The 20,039-nt window shown below is 69.8% G+C and carries 14 protein-coding genes; 3 read left to right on the top strand and 11 right to left on the bottom strand.

All coding sequences use genetic code 11. From position 1 onward, the window contains the following. Positions 1-92 precede the first annotated feature (92 nt). Both JD276_RS01410 and manA read right to left on the bottom strand, forming a co-directional pair. Complete coding sequence (locus JD276_RS01410; protein ID WP_200113010.1) at positions 93-407, bottom strand: WhiB family transcriptional regulator; 315 nt, start codon at positions 405-407, stop codon at positions 93-95. A 218-nt stretch (positions 408-625) separates the two neighbouring features. Beyond that, positions 626-1,891, bottom strand: a complete 1,266-nt coding sequence (gene manA, locus JD276_RS01405) for a mannose-6-phosphate isomerase, class I (RefSeq protein WP_200113008.1) — start codon at positions 1,889-1,891, stop codon at positions 626-628. Between the two features lie 116 nt (positions 1,892-2,007). Between manA and JD276_RS01400 the strand changes: the two genes are divergently transcribed. Both JD276_RS01400 and JD276_RS01395 read left to right on the top strand, forming a co-directional pair. Further along, the gene (locus JD276_RS01400) at positions 2,008-3,426 is read left to right on the top strand and encodes an O-antigen ligase family protein (RefSeq protein WP_200113006.1); all 1,419 of its coding nucleotides are present in this window, start codon (positions 2,008-2,010) and stop codon (positions 3,424-3,426) included. After that, the gene (locus JD276_RS01395) at positions 3,423-3,779 is read left to right on the top strand and encodes a hypothetical protein (RefSeq protein ID WP_200113004.1); all 357 of its coding nucleotides are present in this window, start codon (positions 3,423-3,425) and stop codon (positions 3,777-3,779) included. The genes JD276_RS01400 and JD276_RS01395 overlap by 4 nt, the downstream gene beginning before the upstream one ends. A gap of 5 nt (positions 3,780-3,784) precedes the next feature. Here the strand turns inward: JD276_RS01395 and galE are convergent, their stop codons facing one another. From galE to JD276_RS01370, 5 genes are all read right to left on the bottom strand, one after another. Next, a complete protein-coding gene (gene galE, locus JD276_RS01390; RefSeq protein ID WP_200113002.1) occupies positions 3,785-4,798 on the bottom strand; it encodes a UDP-glucose 4-epimerase GalE in 1,014 nt (337 codons plus the stop codon). 37 nt (positions 4,799-4,835) lie between these two features. Further along, positions 4,836-5,864, bottom strand: a complete 1,029-nt coding sequence (locus JD276_RS01385) for a glycosyltransferase family 2 protein (RefSeq protein WP_200113000.1) — start codon at positions 5,862-5,864, stop codon at positions 4,836-4,838. 4 nt (positions 5,865-5,868) lie between these two features. Beyond that, positions 5,869-7,428: a DUF2142 domain-containing protein gene (locus tag JD276_RS01380; protein ID WP_200112997.1), complete on the bottom strand. Its 1,560-nt coding sequence runs from the start codon at positions 7,426-7,428 to the stop codon at positions 5,869-5,871. Between the two features lie 146 nt (positions 7,429-7,574). Then, positions 7,575-8,870 carry a nucleotide sugar dehydrogenase gene (locus tag JD276_RS01375; RefSeq protein ID WP_200112995.1) on the bottom strand — a complete coding sequence of 432 codons (1,296 nt, stop codon included), beginning with the start codon at positions 8,868-8,870 and terminating at the stop codon, positions 7,575-7,577. Between the two features lie 9 nt (positions 8,871-8,879). Further along, positions 8,880-10,004: a glycosyltransferase gene (locus tag JD276_RS01370; RefSeq protein WP_200112994.1), complete on the bottom strand. Its 1,125-nt coding sequence runs from the start codon at positions 10,002-10,004 to the stop codon at positions 8,880-8,882. Between the two features lie 41 nt (positions 10,005-10,045). Here JD276_RS01370 and wecB point away from each other — a divergent pair, with 41 nt between their 5' ends. After that, a complete protein-coding gene (gene wecB / locus JD276_RS01365) occupies positions 10,046-11,119 on the top strand; it encodes a non-hydrolyzing UDP-N-acetylglucosamine 2-epimerase (protein WP_200112992.1) in 1,074 nt (357 codons plus the stop codon). 18 nt (positions 11,120-11,137) lie between these two features. Here the strand turns inward: wecB and JD276_RS01360 are convergent, their stop codons facing one another. From JD276_RS01360 to JD276_RS01345, 4 genes are all read right to left on the bottom strand, one after another. Beyond that, positions 11,138-13,342, bottom strand: a complete 2,205-nt coding sequence (locus JD276_RS01360; protein WP_200112991.1) for a glycosyltransferase — start codon at positions 13,340-13,342, stop codon at positions 11,138-11,140. A gap of 76 nt (positions 13,343-13,418) precedes the next feature. Beyond that, the gene (locus tag JD276_RS01355) at positions 13,419-16,955 is read right to left on the bottom strand and encodes a glycosyltransferase (RefSeq protein ID WP_200112989.1); all 3,537 of its coding nucleotides are present in this window, start codon (positions 16,953-16,955) and stop codon (positions 13,419-13,421) included. A gap of 42 nt (positions 16,956-16,997) precedes the next feature. Further along, positions 16,998-18,053 (bottom strand): glycosyltransferase family protein, encoded by a 1,056-nt coding sequence (locus JD276_RS01350; protein WP_200112987.1) that lies wholly within the window; start codon positions 18,051-18,053, stop codon positions 16,998-17,000. An 86-nt stretch (positions 18,054-18,139) separates the two neighbouring features. Further along, a complete protein-coding gene (locus JD276_RS01345; protein ID WP_200112985.1) occupies positions 18,140-19,945 on the bottom strand; it encodes an ABC transporter ATP-binding protein in 1,806 nt (601 codons plus the stop codon). Between the last annotated feature and the right edge of the window lie 94 nt (positions 19,946-20,039).

Here is a 20,039-nt window from a genome sequence, read left to right as displayed (position 1 = left end):
GGCCCAAGCTTATGCCCGCGGGCTGCCATCGCCCTGATGCCATGCCAGGCGCCGGGAAAAACTCGATCGGTGTCGCGCCGAAGGGGGTTGCGCTACATCGCCTCGCGGCGCAGCTTGCGGCGCTCGCGTTCGGAGAGCCCGCCCCAGATGCCGAAGCGCTCGTCGTTGGCCAGGGCGTACTCCAGGCACTCGGATCGCACCTCGCAGCTCTCGCAGATGCGCTTCGCCTCGCGGGTCGAGCCGCCCTTCTCGGGGAAGAAGGCCTCGGGGTCGGTCTGGGCGCACAGCGCGTCCGCCTGCCAGGCGAGCGCTTCGTCCTCCTGCTGACGAACGCCGGGGACCCCGAGGAACACCGGGTCGACGAACCAGTTGCCGGGAACCGAGGAGTTCGCGTCGTGGCGTGACATACGTTACCCAGCCCCCTTCTCCGAGTGCGCGATCTGCACAAGCGTCCCGATAATTACATCGGTGTGATTCGCTCAAGTCAAGCTGGGAAGTCTAAACCCTCAATAACGACTTGAGGGTGCAAGACACGCTGGGAGGAACCGGATCGAGATACGGCCGGGCCCGTCGGGCGACGCGAGCCCGGCCCTCGGCCCGCCTCAGGGCCGCCGAGGAGCCGGCATCACTCGCACGCGAAGCTCTCCCCGACGGTGGCCAGGAAGACCTCGCCCCGGCCGCTCAGCTGGATCGCCTCGCCGGCCGAGACGTAGAGGGACTGCCCGCGGCGCACGCTCGCGACCTCCGCCAGCTCGGCCGCCGGGCGTTCGACCCTGACCCGCCCCTCGGTCACGATGAGCACCAGCGGGAAGGGCGCGTCGAGCACGACCTGCTCGGCGCTGTCCGAGGGCGCGAAGGCGAGATCGTCGGGCTCGCGCAGACGCGCGCGCATCAGCCGGAAGTCGGGCACGTCGGGCTGCCACGCGACGAGCCCCGGGCCGCGAAGTTCCACGTGGAACCTCGGATCCGCGAGCTCGCTCAGATCGACGATGCGGCAGAGCTCCTCGATGTCGACGTGCTTGCTCGTCAGCCCCGCGCGCAGCACGTTGTCGGATGAGGCCATCACCTCAACGCCGATGCCACTGAGGTACGCGTGGAGCTGCCTGGCGCCGAGATACACCGCCTCGCCGGGGGCGAGGTGGACGAGGTGCAGCAGCAGGGAGACCAGGATGCCGGGGTCTCCGGGATGGGCCGCCGTCAGGTTGCGCAGGGCCGTGAGACGGGCGGAGTGCGCCTCGTCCTCGCCGGAGACGGGGGCGCGCACCGCTGCGGAGATCGCCCGCAGCGCCGCCGACGGGCCCGGCTCGCCGCTGAAGACCCAGGCGAGGAACGCACTGCGCAGGGCCTCCGGATCGCCCCCCGAGAGGCGATCCGCCGCGTCGTACAGCGCGTCGCGGGCCGCGCCCTCGGGAGCGTGCGCCGCGATCCGCGAGAGATCCCGCCGCACCTCGACCAGATCCCGGAACCCACACAGCGCGGTGACCTCGCCGAGCGCGACCAGCAGCTCGGGCTTGTGGCGAGGATCGCCGTAGTTGCGCTCCCTCGCGTCGCGCGGGACCCCCGCGGCCTCCTCCGCCGCGAAACCGGCGGCGGCCTGCTCGGCGTCGGGGTGCACCTGCAGCGAGAGCGGCGCACCGATCGCGAGCACCTTCAGGAGGAACGGCAGATGTCCGCCGTCCACTCCGTAGCGCTCGGGATCGCTCTCGATGAGGTCGATGAGCGTGCGCTGACCGGGCGTCGCCTTCGCGACCGTCGCGGGATGGCCGGGATGGTCCCCCAGCCAGAGCTCCGCCTGCGGCTCGCCCGTCGGAGCCGTGCCGAGCATCTGCGGCAGGGCGTCGCGCGACCCCCACGCATAACTGCGCGGCGTGTTCTCGATGAAGATCAGCACGGGGGCTCCATCTGTCTGGCGGGGCTTCTGCGGCCGGATCCGCGACCGGCGCCGCAGCCCGCTCCGCAGGTCCGGTCACGGACGTCGTAAAGGCGCAATGCCCTACCATACCGACTATGGCGGAGAGCAGAACCAGACTCGGCGTGAGCGCGTACGCGATCTGCGTCTTCGTCTTCGCACTCGGCAGCAACGGGGTGCGCAATCTCGTGGGCTGGCCGGCGTTCCTGGCGCTCGCGCTCCTGATCGCGAGCGTCGGCGTCGTCCTGGCCGTGAGGCTCCGGCCGGAGCGCTTCCGGTGGTATCGCCTGCCCTCTCCCCTCTACTGGTTCCTGGCGCTCGCGGCGCTCTCGATCCTGTGGTCGGCCTACCGCCTCGAGAGCGCGCTCGGGGTGCTCGCGCAGCTGGTGACGACGGCGGTGGCGGTGTCGCTCGCCGCGGTGCTCACCTGGCACGAGGTGCTGCGCACGCTGGGGTCGGCGCTGCGGTATCTCATCGGCCTCTCCGTCGCGTTCGAGCTCTGGGTCGCCCTCGTCGTGCAGGCCCCCTTGCTGCCCTGGTGGCTCGAGGCGCCCGACGGGGAGACGCCGAAGCTGCTGTACTGGAGCCGCGACCTCCTCCTCTCCGGCGGCCCCGTCCAGGGTCTCGTCGGCAGTTCCGTGATCCTCGGCTTCATCGGCCTGCTCGGCCTCATCGTCTTCGGGATCCAGCTCCGCGCCGGCCTCGTGCGGCGCTTCGCCGGCTGGTTCTGGGTGACGATGTCGCTGCTGACCCTGCTCCTCACCCGCGGCGCGACCGTCACGGTGGCGCTGGCCGCGGTGTTCGTCGGGCTGGGCTTCGCGCTCTGGGCCAGGCGCATCGGCCAGGAGCGGCGCATGCCGCTCTACGCGCTCGGGGCCGGCATCGCGGCCGCCGCCGCCCTGCTCGCCGTGTTCGCGCGCGACTTCCTCTTCGGACTGCTCGGCAAGAGCGGCGACATGACCGGACGCCTGGAGACCTGGCAGAAGGTCGTCGAGCTCGCCCAGCAGCGTCCCTGGTTCGGCTGGGGCTGGATCAGCTACTGGGCGCCGTGGGTCGAACCGTACGCCTCGCTCGACGAGAAGGCCGGCCTGCAGGTGATGAGCGCGCACAACGCGTGGCTCGACGTCTGGCTGCAGCTCGGGATCGTCGGCGTGCTGGTCTTCGCACCGCTCGTCGTGCTGACGCTGTGGCGCACCTGGTTCCGCGCCGTCGATCAGCCGAGGCGCGGCCCCGGGCCGGCCCTGCCCTACGCGACGTCGGCGCTGTGGCCGTTCCTCGTGATGATCGCACTCCTCGTGCAGTCGCTCACCGAGAGCCGGCTGCTCATCGAGTGGGGCTGGCTGCTGCTCGTGATGCTGGCGGTGAAGACGCGCATCGACTTCGAGCTGCCGTCCCAGGACGCGGAGCCGAGGAAGCTGCCGTGGCGCCGGGTCCCGATCCCGCGCGAGGCGCACGCGGAGACCGCCGGAGCCGGCGCGACCGCACCCGCCGAGACCGTCTCGGGAGCGGGCGCATGATCCTGACCACCGAGCGGCTGATCCGGCTGCGCGCCGACGCCCGTCTCGAGCGGAACACCCTGCTCGAGCACCGCGGCCGCATGGGCGAGGATCCGGCCTCGTCGATCTCCGAGATGCCCTCGGTCGACGAGTTCGTGGTGCAGGCGCTGCGCGACGAGATGCTCGAGGAGCGCGGCCGGCTCGCCGAGTTCGGGCTCGCGCGCCTCGCCGCGCATCGGGGAGGTCCCGAGGCCGACCTGCACCGGCGCGATGCAGACCGGGTCGAGTTCGAGCTGCTGCGCGAGATCGCGGCGCAGGTGCCCGAGCTGACACGCGCCGTGTGGAGCCTGGCCTCGCGCCTCGACGTGGAGTAGCGGCCCTACGCGCGGTAGCCGTCGGGGTTCGCCGACTGCCACGCCCACGAGTCCCGGCACGCCTCGGCGAGACCGCGCGTGGTGCGCCAGCCCAGCTCGGCGTTGGCCTTCGCCGGATCCGCGACGACCTCGGCGACGTCGCCCGCCCGCGGCGGGACGATCGCGTAGGGCACGGAGCGCCCGGAGGCCTCCTCGAACGCGCGCACGACCTCGAGGACGCTCGAGCCCACGCCCGATCCGAGGTTGTAGGCCGTCACGCCGGCCGAGAGGTGCTCGAGGGCCGCCACGTGCCCTTCGGCGAGGTCCATCACGTGGATGTAATCGCGCACCCCGGTGCCGTCGACGGTCGGGTACCCGTCGCCGAAGACGCTGAGCCGGTCGCGCTTGCCCACGGCCACCTGCGCGATGAAGGGCATGAGGTTGTTCGGCACTCCGGCCGGGTCCTCGCCGATGCGGCCCGAGGGGTGCGCCCCGACCGGGTTGAAGTAGCGCAGCAGCACGGCTCCGAGTTCGGGCCACGCGGCCCCGGCGTCGCGGATGATCTGCTCGTTCATGGCCTTCGACCAGCCGTAGGGGTTGGTCAGGCCGACGCCGACCGGGTGCTCCTCGTCCTGGGGCAGGTACGCCGGGTCCCCGTACACCGTCGCGGAGGAGCTGAAGACGAGCCTCGTCACCCCGCGCTCCCGCATCAGCTCGAGCAGCACGAGCGTCGAGTCGAGGTTCACGCGGTAGTAGCGGATCGGCTGCTCCACCGACTCGCCGACGGCCTTGAGGCCCGCGAGGTGGATCGCGGCGTCGAAGTCGACGCCGTCCAGGGCGGCGATCGCGTGCGCCCGGTCGGCGAGGTCGGCCCGGACGACCGGGATGCCGCGACCCGCGAGCTCCTCGACGCGCCTGATCGCCTCCGTGCTGCTGTTCGAGAAGTCGTCGAGCACCACGACCTCGTGCCCCCGCTCGAGCAGCACCAGTGCGGTGTGGGAGCCGATGTAGCCGGCCCCGCCGGTGAGAAGAACGCGCATGCCTTCAGACTAGTGAATCGGGATGGGGAATCCGTCGCTACACGGGTTGCAGCAGGTTGCGCACCGCGTCCTTCAGACCGGTGCCGTACCGGCCGTAGCGTCCGAGGCGCAGCTGACGCAGGATCGGGATCGCCCGCCGCAGCCGGGCCTCCGGGTACCGCTGACGGGCCTCCTCGAAGGCGACCTTCTCGCGCGCCGCGGCACGGTACCGCTGCGGCACGCCGGCGAGCCCGTCGAGCATGGCGGGCAGCTCGCGCGCTCGCAGGTACAGGCGGCGATTGCGCTCCGTGCGCGGCTGGGCGAACATCCTGAACTTGCGCGCCAGCCCGATCTTCGTCATGCCGACCTGGTTGCCGCCGTGCTGGCGGTAGTCGGTGAGCTGCTCGTCGTGCATCCGCACCCCGTCGTGCGCGGCGGCGATGACGGCGAGCCACTCGTCGTGCAGCCAGGTGTCGGGGAAGGGCGCCGCCTCGTCGACGAGGGAGCGGCGCAGCATCACGGTGGCGCCGGTGGCGAGGTTGCGGCGCATGAACGCGTCGAACGCGCGCCCGGACTCGAGGAGCTCGCGCTCCGTCGCGCTCATCGCGATCGCGTCGAAGAGGTCGTGGCCCAGGGATCTTCCGGCGCCGTCGACCTGGCGCGCGTTGCTGAACACGAGCAGCGCATCGGGATCCAGCGGGTCGTCGAAGTAGGCCGCCAGCCGCTGGACGCGCTGCGGATGCCACACGTCGTCCTGATCGCAGAGCGCGACGACGTCGCCGGTGGTGCGCAGGAGCGCCTGCTCGAAGTTCTTGGTGACCCTGAGCGGAGGATCGTTGCGCAGCACCACCAGCTCGGGCGCAGAGCCGTGCTCGGCCAGGCGCCCGGCCACCGCCTCCTCGACGATCTCCACGGTGCGATCCGTCGACGCGTCGTCCGAGAGCACGATCTCGTCGACCGGACGGGTCTGGGCGAGGATCGACTCGATCTGCTCGCCGACGAACCGTTCGCCGTTGTGAGTGCCGAGGGCGACCGAGACGCGCAACCGGGAGGCCCCTGCCGGCGGCGGTGCTGCTCTGTTCGACATGGGGTCAGCGAGCCGCTTCCGCCGTGCCGACCGGCTTCGCGATGACCGCCTCGCCGGCGACCGCCTCGCTGCCGCGCATGATCTCCCGGCCCTGCCGTGAGAAGAGGAGCAGGTACAGTCCGAGCATCAGCAGCGCGAAGGAGGCGCTGCCGATGAACCACACGGTCATCGGCTGCACCGGGATCGACCACCACCACTCCATGTTGTGGTTCAGGTTGAACCCCAGGTAGTCGAGCCCCGTGATGTAGCGCCGCAGGTTCGTGTGGAGGGCCAGCGAGTTCGCGACGGTCACCGTGAAGAACACGACCGCCGCCTGCACCCAGGTGAGGCCGAGGTCGTCGCGGGAGGCGCCGTGCAGCGCGACGCCCGCGAAGACCAGCATCAGCGGCATGAGGTATCGCGGCTGCACCTCGTCGCCGACCGCGGCGCCCATCCCGTAGAGCACGTAGAGCGGGATCGCGATGAGCGCGAGCAGCGAGAGGGAGAGGGCGAGCCCCTTGCGCCAGTCCATGGACCGGAGGCCCGCGAAGAGCACCGCGCAGAACATGCCGAGCATGGCCGTCCAGACGAGGGGCGGCATCATGGTGTCGAACCAGCCCAGGCCCCAGGTGCCGAGGTTGCCCGACCACAGCCAGGGGAGCTCCCGGAGGTTCTGGAACATCTGACTCAGCGGGGAGGCCTCCACGACCTCGGCGGTGTCGACGGCGCCGGGAGAGCTCTGAGTCGCGACGCCCGACGTCGCGACGCCCGTGGCCTGGCCCGCGGAGAGGAAGAAGGTCGCGCCGACCACGATGAGGATCAGCGGGAGCACGGCGAGGCGGAACCACTCCTTGCTCGGCCGGTAGCTCAGGATCGCCGCGACGACCGCCGCGAAGGAGACGTAGACCGCTGCATCGCCCCGCGCGCCGGCTCCCATGATGACGAGGAGGACGGCGAGAATGGCCAGCGCGATACGTCTCTTCCGGCTCGTCGCCGTGAAGTAGGCCGTGGTCGCGGCCCACACGGTCAGCCCGGCGATCACCGCCCAGCTGCTGGGGTTCACGCTCGGGATGATGAAGACGCCGAGCGGTACGAGGGTGACGACGGAGCTCCAGATGAGCGGTCCCCGCTGCCCCGGCCGCGAGAGCAGGAGCACCGCGGTGACCGCCCCGACGAAGAGGGCCCCGTTGGCGAGGCGCATCAGCATCGTGGAGACGGTGACGTCGGGGCTCGCGAACGCGCCCATCGCCGTGTAGAAGACCGGAGGGTAGATGCCCGAGAAGTTGCCGCGGGGCGTGCTGAGCGTGCGGTCGGCGGGCAGCTCGCACGCGGCCTGGTCGGAGTCGAAGGCGTAGCACTCCGCCGAGCGCTTCAGCTGCTCGGAGACGGTCCGCTCGAGCTCGGTGTCGCCGGGCGCGCAGAGGCCGTCACGGTCTCCCCACGAGCACCAGATGCTGACGAGATGGAAGTCGTCGTCGGGCGCCGCACCGACCGGAGAGGCGACCGCCCAGCTGCCGAGGCCGACGAATGCGAGGAGTCCGAGTGCCAGCGTCGCGGCAATCCGCTTCCATCGGCTCGATTTCATCTACCCGCACTTCCTTCGGCTTGCCGGACCACCTGAGATTCTATACGCCGTGAGGCGGGGCGCCCTCCGGACCTGCCGTGAGCCCCGGCCCGCCGTGTTGCGCTTCCAGGCCGTGGACGGGTTCCTCGATCAGCCCAGTCGGAGGCTCAGCCTCCCAGACCGATGACGATGCGGGGCACCCCCGTCCAGGCCGACGGATCCGTGAAGTTGCGGCCGTCGGCGAAGAGCTTGATCCCCGGGAAGTCAGCAGGGCCGAGATCACGGTACTCGGCGTGATCGGCCTGCAGGATCGCGACATCCGCAGGATCCCCGATGCGGTGAGCGGTGAAACCGTACCCGGCCAGCTCCTCGTCCGAGAACACCGGATCGTGCACCGTCACCACTGCGCCCCGCGTGACCAGCTCCTCCACCGTCGGGAACACACCCGACACCGCGGTCTCCTTCACACCGCCCCGATACGACGCTCCCAGCACCACGACGCGCACACCGGAGAGATCACCGATCGTCTGCTCGACGCGATCCACGACGTAGGTCGGCATCGTCGCGTTGTAGTTGCGCGCCGTGCGAACGATGTCCGCGTCGGGGTCGGTCGACAGGTACAGCCGCGGGTAGACGGGGATGCAGTGGCCGCCGACGGCGATACCCGGACGATGGATATGGCTGAACGGCTGCGAGTTGCACGCCTCGATCACCTTGTACACGTCGATGCCCGCCGTATCGGCGTACCGCGCGAACTGGTTCGCGAGGCCGATGTTGACGTCGCGGTAGGTCGTCTCGGCGAGCTTCGCCATCTCGGCGGCCTCGGCGGTGCCCATGTCCCACACTCCGTTGGGACGGGGCAGGTCGTCGCGCTCGTCGAAGGTGAGCACCGACTCGTAGAATTCGATCGCCTTCTTCGTGCCGGCCTCGTTCAGACCCCCCACGAGCTTGGGGTACTTCTTCAGGTCGGCGTAGACGCGGCCCGTGAGCACGCGCTCGGGCGAGAACACCAGGTGGAAGTCCTCCCCCTCGACGAGCCCCGAGACCTCCTCGATCAGCGGCTTCCAGCGTCCCCGGGTCGTACCGACGGGCAGCGTGGTCTCGTACGAGACCAGCGTGCCGGGGGTCAGGTGCTCCGCGAGCGAGCGCGTCGCGGCATCCATCCACCCGAAATCGGGCTGCCAGGTCTCCTCGTCCACCAGCAGCGGCACGACGAGCACCACCGCGTCGGCACCGGGAATCGCGTCCGCGTAGTCGCTCGTGGCGCGGAGCCTGCCCGCCGGCACCTGCTCGGCGAGCTTCTCGGCCAGTCCCGCTTCACCGGGGAAGGGCTCCTCGCCCCGGTTGATGCAGTCCACCAGGGCCTGGTTGACATCCACGCCGACGACCTCGTGGCCCATCGACGCGTACTGAGTGGCGAGCGGAAGGCCGATCTTGCCTGTGGCGACTACTGCGATTTTCACAGTGACAGTCTATTCCTCCTGCGGAGCTCGCACGTTCCGCGCCGCCGCCGACCGGTAGACCTCGCGGTAGGCTTCGAGCCGCGCCGTCTCCGAGAACCGCGCCCGGGCGTATTCCGCGATCTCGGCGCGCGACCATTGGGTCGGGTCGTCGAGCAGGCCCTCCACCGCATCTGCGAGGGGGCCCGGCTCGCGCTCGGTGATCAGACGCGAGGCCTTCGGCGGCAGGAACTCCTCGTGGCCCCCCGTTCCGGTCGCCACGACGGGAAGCCCGTGCGTCAGCGCTTCCGCGATCGCCACGCCGAAGGTCTCGGTCTCGACCGGCAGCAGGAAGAGGTCCGACTCGAGCAGCAGCCGCGACAGCCGCCACGGCTCGGCGAATCCCGCGTCATGAAAGTGCTCGGCGACGTTCGCGCGTTCCGCGCGGGTCCGCATCTCGCCGCTCAGGGGCCCCTCGCCCACCCAGGTCAGCGAGGCCTCGATCCCGCGCCTGCGCAGCTCGATCATGGTCTCGACGGCCTGCACGGGCCCCTTGCGCTCGACGGCGCCGCCCACCGCGATCAGGCTGAGCGGCCGTCCGCGCTCGAGTGCCCCTCCCGTCGGCGCGCGCTCCGGCAGCATGACCCGGTTGCCGATGACGGTGCAGGGCCGTCCGCGGTGACGGTCGATCGCCCGGGCGAGGGGCCCGCTCACCGCGACCACCTCGGTCGGACGGCGGAACAGCGTCGCCAGCAGCGAGCCGACGACCGCGGAAACGCGGGAGGCATCGGGCGTCACCAGGCTCGAGAAGTGCTCGGTGTGCACGAAGGGTACCGGGACGCGCACCAACCGGGTCGGGATCAGCGCCGGTTGCGCCATCGTGTGCAGCAGGTCCGCCGCGCGCAGTTCCGTGCCGATCGCCCGCGCCGCGGAGAGCAGCGTCGCCGGCCGCGAGGCGTGGAAGGGCACCCGTCTGATCGAGAACGTCTCGTGAGCCTCCTCCTCGGGCTCCCCCTCGGCGAGCAGACGAGGCGCGATGAGGTGCAGCACGCGCACCTCGTGATCCCGCGCGAGCAGTTCGACGTCGCGGAGGTTGAAGATCCCGGACCCCGGAGCCTTCGCACTCGGGAACCACGGGGTGACGACCAGCACGCGCATGGGACCCCATGCTACTCGGCGTTGTCCGTAGGATGTTCCGTATGAAGATCATGAGCGTCGTGGGCGCGCGCCCGCAGTTCGTCAAGCTGGCTCCCATCGCACACGCACTGCAGGCCGCTGGTCACGAGCACGTCATCGTGCACACGGGACAGCACTACGATCCGATGCTCTCCGACGTCTTCTTCCGGGATCTCGGCATTCCGGAGCCCGACGCGCACCTGGGTGTCGGCTCCGGCTCGCACGGCGTGCAGACCGGCGCCATGCTGGCGCAGATGGACGAGGTGCTCGAGCGGTTCTGGCCCGACTGCGTGCTCGTCTACGGCGACACGAACTCGACCCTCGCCGCCGCGGTCAGCGCCGTGAAGCTCCACTTCCCCGTCGCCCACCTCGAGGCGGGCCTCCGCTCCTTCAACCGCGCGATGCCCGAGGAGCACAACCGCGTGCTCACCGATCACGCGGCGGATCTGTGCCTCGCACCGACCGAGGTCGCGATGCGGCACCTCGCCACCGAGGGCCTCTCGGAACGCTCCGTCCTGGTGGGAGACGTGATGACCGACGTGCTCTTCCAGGTCCGCGACGCGGTGCTCGCCGGTGGTACGGAGAACCCCCTCGCCGATCTCCATGCGCCGGACGGCTACTACGTGGCGACGATCCACCGAGCCGAGAACACCGATGACCCCGAGCGGCTGCGCGAGGTGGTGCAGGCTCTCGGCGACGCGGACAGGCCGGTGGTGCTGCTCGCCCACCCGCGCGTGCGCGCGAAGGCCGAGGAGCACGGGATCTCGCTCGACGCCGGCTCGCTCGTGACCCGGGATCCGCTCGCCTACCCCGAGCTGATCGCGGCGGCCCTCGGCAGCGCAGGCGTCGTGACCGACTCCGGCGGCCTGCAGAAGGAGGCATTCCTGTTGCGGGTGCCGTGCACCACCGTGCGGCGCGAGACGGAGTGGGTCGAGACGATCGAGCTCGGCTGGAACGTGCTCGCGAACACCTCGGAGGAGATCACAGCGGCACTCACGCGGCCAGCGCCCGCTGCGACCGAGGAGGCGCCGTACGGCGACGGCCGAGCGGCCGAGCGCGCGGTCGAGGCGATCATCGCGGGCGTCAAGCCGCGGTAGTCGGCAGGGCTGCGAGGGTCACCGGACGAGAGCGGAGGCCGCCATGAATCTCGGCGGCGCTTCGCGATGCAGCAGATACCTCGCCGACCGGGGAATCAGGGTGTTCGGACGCCCGAACCTCCTTCTCGACTCGGCGAGCGCGCCCACCTCGGCGTCGGGAACGGAGAGGTCGAGGATCGCGTCCAGCAGATCGCGGTCGGCGCGCGACAGCGGCTCGGCCGCGGCAGGCGCGGCCTCGAGCACACGTGAGGCGGCCCGAGCGAGGGCCTCCCGGTCGCCGGGCAGCCACGCGCCCTCGGCCCCCCGATAGTACGCGGCACCGAAGATGTGGATGCGCAGGTACTTCGTCGCGAGCGCCTGACGCTGTGCGTCGGTGAGGCGCGATTGGCACGCCTCCCCCCACACGGCCTCGACGTGACGCATCTCCTCGGCAATCGGCGGGAGGCTCATCGTGACCCGATCGGCGGCGTCGCTGCCCACGACGTACCGGGGCCCGCGTCTCTGCACGGCGACCGAGCCGAGCGACCACAGCAGCGTCGACATGCGCAGATCCCCGCCCACCTTGAACCCGGCGTCCAGGGCGAGACCGTACTCCTCGAGGGCCCCCCTGCGGAGCAACCCCAGCGGCGCGCTGCGGTAGAAGAGCCGATCCCGCACGGCGTCCTGCACGGCCCGGGGCCCCGGGCGGGCGGGGGGCGTCCGCACGGCACTCCCGCTGTCGTGTCGCAGTCGGGGCATGACGGCGTCCCTGCCCTCGGCCAGCTCGAGCATCGCGGCGATCGCACCCGGCTCGTAGAAGTCGTCCGATCCCATGATGCCGGCCCAGGGCGCCGTCGCCTGGCCGAGGCCGTGCATGAAAGGGCCGGTCGGCGAGGAGACTCCGTCCTGCAGCTCGATGAACTTCACCCGGCCTCGGATCCCCTCCGGGACCCGCTCGGCGATGACGTCCCTGTCGACGTTGTGGCACACCACGGTGGCCGACGCGACATCGCCGTTGTCGACGACGACGGAACGGACCGCGCGGTCGATGCGACGCTCCGGCGAGTGGCAGGCGATGACGATCTCGACCGGGAGCGCCTCCGGCTGCGTCTTCCCGTGCCGAGGTCCGTTCACCGCGATCGCCTCGACGGCCTCCCTCCAGCGAGCATTCTGGGGCGCCGCCGAGAGCTCCAGGGCGACGCGGGAGCTGTTTCGCTTCCAGGAGTCGACCGCCCCGGGGGTGAGGCGGTCGAAGGCCTCGACCAGATGCCGCGCCTCGAATCCACCGGCGACGGCTCCGAGCCGATGCTCCTTCACGATCGCCGCCATCTCGGGCGAGGGGCCGATGATGATCCCCAGACGAGCTTGGACGAAGTCGAAGAGCTTGTTGGGCAGCGCCCACCTGTACGAGAAGGTCCGAGGTGGAAGCACGAACACGCCGACGTCGTACCGGTTCAGCGTCGCGATCAGCTCGGTGTACGGCACGGGATCGTTGATGTTGATCTTGGGGTGGTCGCCGAAGCGCTCCCGCAGCTGCTGCACGTAACCGGGATCGTTGGGGGTGAGGTACATGTCGAGCGTGATGTCGGCGCCCGTCCGGGTCGCGGCCTCGAGCATCACCTCCAGAGCCCGTCCCTTTCTCCCGGCGCCCGAGTGCACCACCCGGATCGGCCTGCTCACGGGGTTCACCGGCAGATCGGCGTAGGGGGTGGCGTTCATGACGACGCCCACCTCGACGCCGAACTCTCGCTCGTACTCCCTCGCGAGGGCCGCGCCCACCGTCGTCACCGAGGCGCAGCCGGGGAGGTACTCGCGGCAGAGCCACCTCCTGAACGGTCCCACGAACACCCGCCAGCGGAGCAGGTCCTCCTTCTCACGGGGGGCGTACTCGTGCAGGTCGGCGTGGACCCCGAACGCCGGGTCGAGCGAGAGCGCCAGGGGGACGGTGTCGAGGTCGTCCGCGAGGACGACGTCCCACGTACCGCCCTCGAGGAGCCCCTTCGCGGACGCGACGGCGGCGTTCGTCCAGTACGCGCGCTCGTAGCGGCGCAGGATGAGATCTTTCCTGTCGTAGGCCCAGTGGATCGCCTCATCGGGGATCGTGTAGTGGTGGGTGGAACCGTCGGGCTTCGGGCCGTAACTGCAAGTGGACACCTCCCAATCGGAGCTGAACTCGTCGACCTGCTTGAGGACCCGTGCATCCTGCGTGATGTTCGAGAACGAGATGATCAGCAGTCGCCGCACGACCCCACCTTTCCTCGGGCACCCGGAATCGCGGTGTGGGGGTGCCTCGATAGGCAAACGATACCAGCGGCGGCGCTCACCGAGATCCGTCGTGCCTCGGTGTCAGCAGGTCGGCGATCCCGGCCGCCGACACCCGCGCATCGGAGAGCCGCTCCCAGACGGCCCGCGGGTCCAGCGATACGCGATCCCGGACGACGGTCAGAAGCGCGTCGGCGAGCCGGGCTGCGTCCGGCCGGGGCGGCAGCAGCACGCCCGACCCGAGCTGGGCGCCGACGATCTCCCCCGTGCCGCCGACGTCGGTCGCCACCGCGGGGATGCCGAACGACAGCGCCTCCATGATCGAGACGGGCACTCCCTCCGAATCGCTGACGTTGACGAACGCATCGACGGGAGTGTTCCGATAGTGCTCGAGGACGCCGCTGTTCTCCGTCTGCCCGCGGAGGTCGATCTCCAGCCCCGGTGTCCGCGCCCGCGCCGCAAGGGTCGCGGCGACGAGCTCAGACATGCCCTCCCCCGAACCGAAATGGGTCCAGTGCACCGCATGCTCGCCAGCGAGCAGTTCCAGGGCGGGGATGAGCGAGTCCACTCGCTTCACGTCGATCACCGACGAGCAAGACACCACTCGGATCGGCTCCTGCTCACCCCGCTCGGCGATCGGCGCCGGTTCCGGACCGAGCCCGTGGTCGGCCGTGCCCAGGCGCAGCACCGAGAGGGCGCCCGCGGGAATCAGGGAGCCGAAGCGCTCGTCGAGGTGCCGCCGGCCGTCCTCCGAGATGGATAGCAGAGCGTCGACGGAGCCGAAGATGGAGGCCCGCAGCGGAAGGCGCCCACCGACGCCCTCATACAGGTCGAAGCGGTGCAGCCGAACGACACGGCGGAAGCGCTCAGAGAGGAACGGGAGCGCCAGGGCGCCGTGGGATCCCCAGAACGAGTACACGCTGACCTGGCTGCCCCGAGTGGCTCCGGCGCGGCGCAGCCCGCGTTCGACGGCCAGTGCGAACCGCTCACCCGTGAGGATGTTGCCGAGCACCAGCGGGATGTGGCCTCGCATGCGCCCGCTGCGCGCCTCGCGCATCACCGACCGGAGTGCGGCCCGCATACGCGATGGGCGCAGCAGTGCGATCGGGCCATTGAACTTCGGCGAGGTGCTCAGAGCCCCGGCGTACCGCACGTTCGGAGGCAGCTCGGCCGCCGGCCCGTCGAGCGGTCGGAAACTGTAGACCAGGACATGGTCGAAGCGCGATGCGAGCTCGTCTATCTCGTGTCTGATGAACGAGTAGTCACCCGTCATCTCAGGAAACCTCCCCGAGAGCAGCGCCAGGTAGGACTGTTCGCTCCCCGCGCTCACTTCGACCGACATCGACCGGCCCCCGCGCTCCCGGCCGTCGAACAGTCCCTCGATCGCCGTCAGCCAGGCCTGCGACTGCTGCTCCGCGGAAAGGCCGACAGCAGACTCGTTGGATGCGCGCTTCCAGCGGGCGACGGCTTCGGGAGTGAGGGCCTCGATCCGCTCGCGCAGTCCCTCGGCCTCGAACGTCGGGGCGATCTCCCCGTTGCCGGTCTCGCGGACCAGGGCGGCCATCTCGGGGGACGGACCGATGAGGACGCCCAGCCGGGCCTGGACGAAATCGAAGAGCTTGTTGGGCAGGGCCCACTCGTACGAGAAGGTCGTCGGCGGCAGCACGAACACTCCCACGTCGTAGTCGCTCAGCGTGGCGACCAGCTCTGCGTACGGCACGGGGTCGTGGAACGTGATCCTCGGCTCGTCGGCGTATCGGCTTCGAAGCTCCTCGAGATAGGCGGGGTCGTTCAACGTGAGATACAGGTCGAACGTGATCTCAGCCCGCGACTCCCGGACCGCATCGAGCATCACCTCGAGCCGTCGATTCCGCAGGCCGGCCCCGGAGTGGACGAGCCGGATCGGATCGCCGACGGGCGCGGGCTCCAACTCGGCGTAGGGCGTAGCGTTGGGAACCACCTCCGGCGTGAAGCCGAACTGCTCCTCATACGCCCGCTGCAAACCGGCGCTCACCGTCGTCGTCGACCTCGCGCGTGTGGCGTACCGGGCGCACAGCCAGGAGAGGTAGGGGCTGATCCGCCGCTTCCACGCCTCGTTGTACTCGTGCATGCTCGGGTAGTGCTCGTGCAGGTCCGCGTGCACCCCGTGCGCCGGCTTCAGGCGCAGAGCGATCGGAACCGTCTCGATGTCGTTGGCGAGGATCGCGTCGAACTCCCTGCCCCGCAGGGTGCGCCAGGCTCGGGCGATGGCCGGAACCCGCCAGTAGGCGGCGGTGTAGGCGCGCAGCGTGATGAGCCGGCCGTCCAGGGCCGTGGGCAGGAGCGTCGCCGGCAGCTCGATGTGCTCGGCCACCCCGTGGGGAGCATCGCCGAAACCGCAGGTCACGACCCGGTACTCGCCCCGGAGCAGGTTCACCTGCTTGAGCACGCGGGCGTCGCCCACGATGGGCGAGAACGAGAAGACCAGAACGGTCGGCCTCCGATCCTCGCTCGACCCGCGGACTCCCGTTGCCGCGGCCGGCGATCCGGGCCGGCGGGTGAACCGCCCTGCTCGGCTGCGGAAGGTGTTGCCGAGTCCGACCGCGTTCCACCGCAGCGGGGCCTCCCGCTCCAGCACGGCCCGGGGGTCGTGAGTGCGCAGAGCGTCGCCGATGCCCGAGGACTTCTCCGCGGCGTACGCGGCGAGGGCGTCCGGGCGGTTCCCGCTCGCAACCGCCTGCAGCGTCCTCGCACTGCCACGTCGCAGAGGCGCCAGCGCCCGCGGATCCTCGACGAGGATCCTCCTCACCAGCGACGACAACCACTCGAAGTCGCCGTCGTTCCAGTCGGTGGGCTCCGGACGGGCGGCGACGGCTCCCCAGACGTGCGCGCGGAGGATCTTGACCGCGAGCGCGTGGCGGGTACGCCCGTCGAGGGCCACGACCCAGGGTCTGTCCCAGATATCGAGCCACGCCGCGCCGTGCTCGGAGAGGGGGCGCGAGGAGAGTGTCGTCCGCTGCTTCGCGTCGGAGCCGACGACGTACGCCGGCGCGTCCGGGTAGTACGAGAGGGAGAGTCCGGAGGTCCAGAGCCTGGTGCTCACCGCCAGATCCTCTCCGACCGGGAAGTCGCTACCGAAGGCGTAGACGGGATCCTGCAGGATCGCTCGGCGGAAGAGACCGAGCGGCGCCGTGCGGTAGAAGAGACGATCCCGCGCGGCCCGGAGGCGACGGTGGCGCAGGGTCCGAGGAGTGAAACCCCGCCCGGCCCCCTGGTACGCGAGAGGCGCGAGGACGCCATCGGCGCCGTCGGCCTCGCCGTGCGCGCGGAGGGAGCGCAGTGCTCCGGCCTCGAACCAGTCGTCCGACCCCATGATGCCGACCCAGTCCGCCGTCGCGGCGGCGATGCCCCGGTCGAACGCCGCTCCCGGGAGGCCGACGTGCCCCTCCAGGTGCAGCGTCTTCACGCGAGGGTCGTCCGGGATCTCCAGTTCGGCCGGGTCGACGTTGTGGGCCACGACGATGACGCCCGACTCCGGGTCGGTCAGCACCGACTCGACCGCACGGCCGATGGGCCTGGTCCGATCGTGGACGGGGACGACGATCTCGCTCCTCACGCTGGTTCCCCTCCTCGTACGACGATCCCTCGCCCGCATGGACTACCGTGCGAACAGGGCATCGATCGGCCGCTCCCAGCCGGCGTTCTGCGCCTCCGCGCTGAGAGCCCGCGCGGCCGCGTCGGCGTTCTTCTTCCACTCGGCGATCCGTTCAGGATCCAGGGCGTCGATCGCGTGCGTCAGCGAGGAACCATCGAAATCGGGCAGCACTTCGCCGAGGAGGTTCTGCTCGACGACCCGCGCCATCTCGGGGCTGGGGCCGACGATGATCCCGACCCGTGCCTGCGCGTAGTCGAAGAGCTTGTTGGGCAGTGCGTGAAGGTGGTTGAAGGAGACGGGAGGGAGCGAGTAGATCCCGACGTCGTACTGGTTGAGCAGCGGGATCAGCTCGGCGTAGGGCACGGCATCATGAACGGTGATCCGGGGATCGTCCTTCGAGAGCTCGCGAAGGGCTTCGATGACCGACCCGCCCACGTCCTGCAGATAGAGATCGAACCGGAGGTCGCGGGAGGACGCCATGACCGCCTCGACCATCCGATCGATGCCGCGGAACGCCGAGGCTCCTCCGTGGTGCACGATCTTGATCGGGTCATGAACCGGGGTCGGAGCCAACGCCGCATACGGGGCCGCGTTCGTGACGACCTCGGAGCGGAAGCCGAACATGTCGAAGTACTTGTCCGACAGCCCTTGGCACACGGTCGTCCAGGAATCGGCCCGGGAGACGTACTTCTTGCACACCCACTCGCGATAGGGGCGGATTCTGCGCGCCCAGTCGGGATTGTGCTCGAACTGGCTCGGCGAGTACTCGTGCAGGTCGGCGTGCACGCCGAGAGACGGCCCCAGCGCCACGGCGAGCGGAACCGCCTCGAAGTCATTCGCCAGGATGACGTCGAACGCGCGGCCCTTGAGCTTCTCCTTCGCCCAGGCGATCGCGGGGGTGCCCCAGTACACCTTCCGGTACATCTTGAGCGTGATGAGCCGGCCGTTCATGTAGGAGATCGACTCGGAGTCGGGAACCTGTATGTGCTCCGCGATGCCCTCGGGCGCCGGCCCGTAGGAGCACGTGACGACTCGATAGCGGTCTTTGAAGAGGTTCACCTGCTTCAGGACTCTTGCGTCTCGATAGAGTTGGGAAAACGACAAGATCAGCAGAGTCGGCTTGGTCACCGGATCAGTCTACCAAGCTAGAACTCGCCGTCCTCGCGGGCCTCCACCAGGCCCGCCAAGCGGGCCTGCTCCAGGAACTTCGGCACGGTGTCGACGACCTCGCTGAACGTGCCGCGGGCGATCACCTGGCCGGCCTCCATGTAGAACAACTCATCGACGTCCTTGACCGTGGACAAGCGGTGCGCGACAGAGATCAGCGTGACCTCACCTCGAAGCCCTTGGACCGCTTCACCAACTCGGGCCTCGGTCTTCGTGTCCAGCGCCGAGGTGGCCTCATCCAGGATGAGCACGTACGGATCAGTATAGAGCGCACGGGCGATGCCGAGGCGCTGCCGCTGACCACCGCTGAACGCCATGCCGCGCTCGCCCACGCGCGCGTTCAGGCCGCCGGGCCGCGCCTGGACCACGTCCCACAGCTGGGCCTTCTTCAGGCACTCGATGACCTTCTCCGTGTCGAGGTCGCCCTTCCAGGACAGCGCGACGTTCTGAGCGATGGTGCCATCGAAGAGCGACACGTCCTGCGGCACGTAGCCCACCCGGCTCCGCCACGCCGCCATCACGTCGGTGAGATCCTGCGAGTCCACACGGATCACCCCGCCCTGGGGCTCCAACAGGCCCAGCAGGATGTCGACGAGCGTGCTCTTACCCGAGCCCGACTCGCCGACGAAGCCGACGCTGCTGCCCATCCTGATATCGAGCGAGACGTCGCGTACGGCCGGGTGGTCCCCTGTGGGATACTGGAAAGTGACCCCCTCGAGCGAGATTCTGCGCGGCTCCTCGCGCAGCGGCTCCTTCCCGATCTGCTCGGTCGCGGCCCGGTACTTCTCGGCCGCGTGGATGTCGGTGATGACGGCATCCACCTGGGCTCGGTTGGCGCTCAGCGTGTTGTTCGTCGACTGGAACGTCGTCATCGCCGGAACCAGACGCATTCCGGCGACGGCGAACAGCACGATGGAGAATATCGCCGCCTGCATGCTCCCCTCGATCAGGAACGACAGCACCCCCACGAACAGGAACCCCCCGATCAGCGCGCTGTCCATGATGAACCGAGGCACGGTCGCGAGGAACTGGATGTTCGCGCGGGCGCGGGCGGCGTGGCTGCGGTTCGACTTGACCACCTCGGCCACCTCGTCGAGCTTGTCTCGCAGCGTGACCTCTTTGAGCGCGCCGACCATGTCGGTCATCAGAGACGCGACTTTGAAGCTATAGTCGCGGTTCACCCGGCCCGCCTCGACCGCGCGCTTGGTGAGCACCCGCGCCATCAACCAGGCGATCAGACCAAAGTACACCACGACCACTAACGCCGTGCCCGGCTGGATGACCACGAGCGTGCCGAGGATCAACACCGCGGAGGCGAGCATCGCGGGGATCTGCATCAGTGGCAGGATCAGGCCTCCGACCGCCGCGGCCACTCCGACATCGGCCATGCGCACCAGCTGCGAGGTCGTGCGGCTCAGACGGTCCACCCACGGAGCCTTGATGTAGGCGTCGAACAGACGCAGCCCGAGGGTCAGCTCGTACTCCGCGAATCGGCGAGTCGCCAACCAGTTCTGCAGCAACGAGAGGAAGGATTTCAGCAGCACCAGCACTGAGACCCCGAGCAACAGCCACACATAGCGATCGGGGGGAATCTCTCCGATCACGGGAAGGTCCACCGACACACCCTGCATCATCGAGGAGAGCGAGAGCGCCAGCAGCATCAGAGCGGCGACGTCGAGCACTGAGAGCAGGCACGCGATCGTGATGTAGAACCGGATGTAGTTCTTGGCCGCCGGCGGCAGATACGGGAGCAGTTCCCGGAGTTGCTTCCACCCGTTCCTCATGCAGAGTCTCCTTCTCCTACGGCCGTCTCCCGTTCTACGGGTCTGAATCGAACGCCGCGTCCATCAACACTCAACCCTAGTCGCCGCCGGGAGA

It is taken from the genome of Leucobacter chromiisoli (assembly GCF_016522505.1).
Classification (GTDB): Bacteria; Actinomycetota; Actinomycetes; order Actinomycetales; family Microbacteriaceae; genus Leucobacter; species Leucobacter chromiisoli.
Note: the sequence above shows the minus strand (reverse complement) of the source record. Positions and strands in the feature narration are given on the sequence as shown.

Excerpts from the sequence above, each read along its gene's own strand:
- JD276_RS01410 (WP_200113010.1), bottom strand. The coding sequence starts at position 407 with ATGTCACGCCACGACGCGAACTCCTCGGTTCCCGGCAACTGGTTCGTC.
- JD276_RS01400 (WP_200113006.1), top strand. The coding sequence starts at position 2,008 with ATGGCGGAGAGCAGAACCAGACTCGGCGTGAGCGCGTACGCGATCTGC.
- JD276_RS01395 (WP_200113004.1), top strand. The coding sequence starts at position 3,423 with ATGATCCTGACCACCGAGCGGCTGATCCGGCTGCGCGCCGACGCCCGT.
- galE (WP_200113002.1), bottom strand. The coding sequence starts at position 4,798 with ATGCGCGTTCTTCTCACCGGCGGGGCCGGCTACATCGGCTCCCACACC.
- JD276_RS01385 (WP_200113000.1), bottom strand. The coding sequence starts at position 5,864 with ATGTCGAACAGAGCAGCACCGCCGCCGGCAGGGGCCTCCCGGTTGCGC.
- JD276_RS01380 (WP_200112997.1), bottom strand. The coding sequence starts at position 7,428 with ATGAAATCGAGCCGATGGAAGCGGATTGCCGCGACGCTGGCACTCGGA.
- JD276_RS01370 (WP_200112994.1), bottom strand. The coding sequence starts at position 10,004 with ATGCGCGTGCTGGTCGTCACCCCGTGGTTCCCGAGTGCGAAGGCTCCG.
- wecB (WP_200112992.1), top strand. The coding sequence starts at position 10,046 with ATGAAGATCATGAGCGTCGTGGGCGCGCGCCCGCAGTTCGTCAAGCTG.
- JD276_RS01345 (WP_200112985.1), bottom strand. The coding sequence starts at position 19,945 with ATGAGGAACGGGTGGAAGCAACTCCGGGAACTGCTCCCGTATCTGCCG.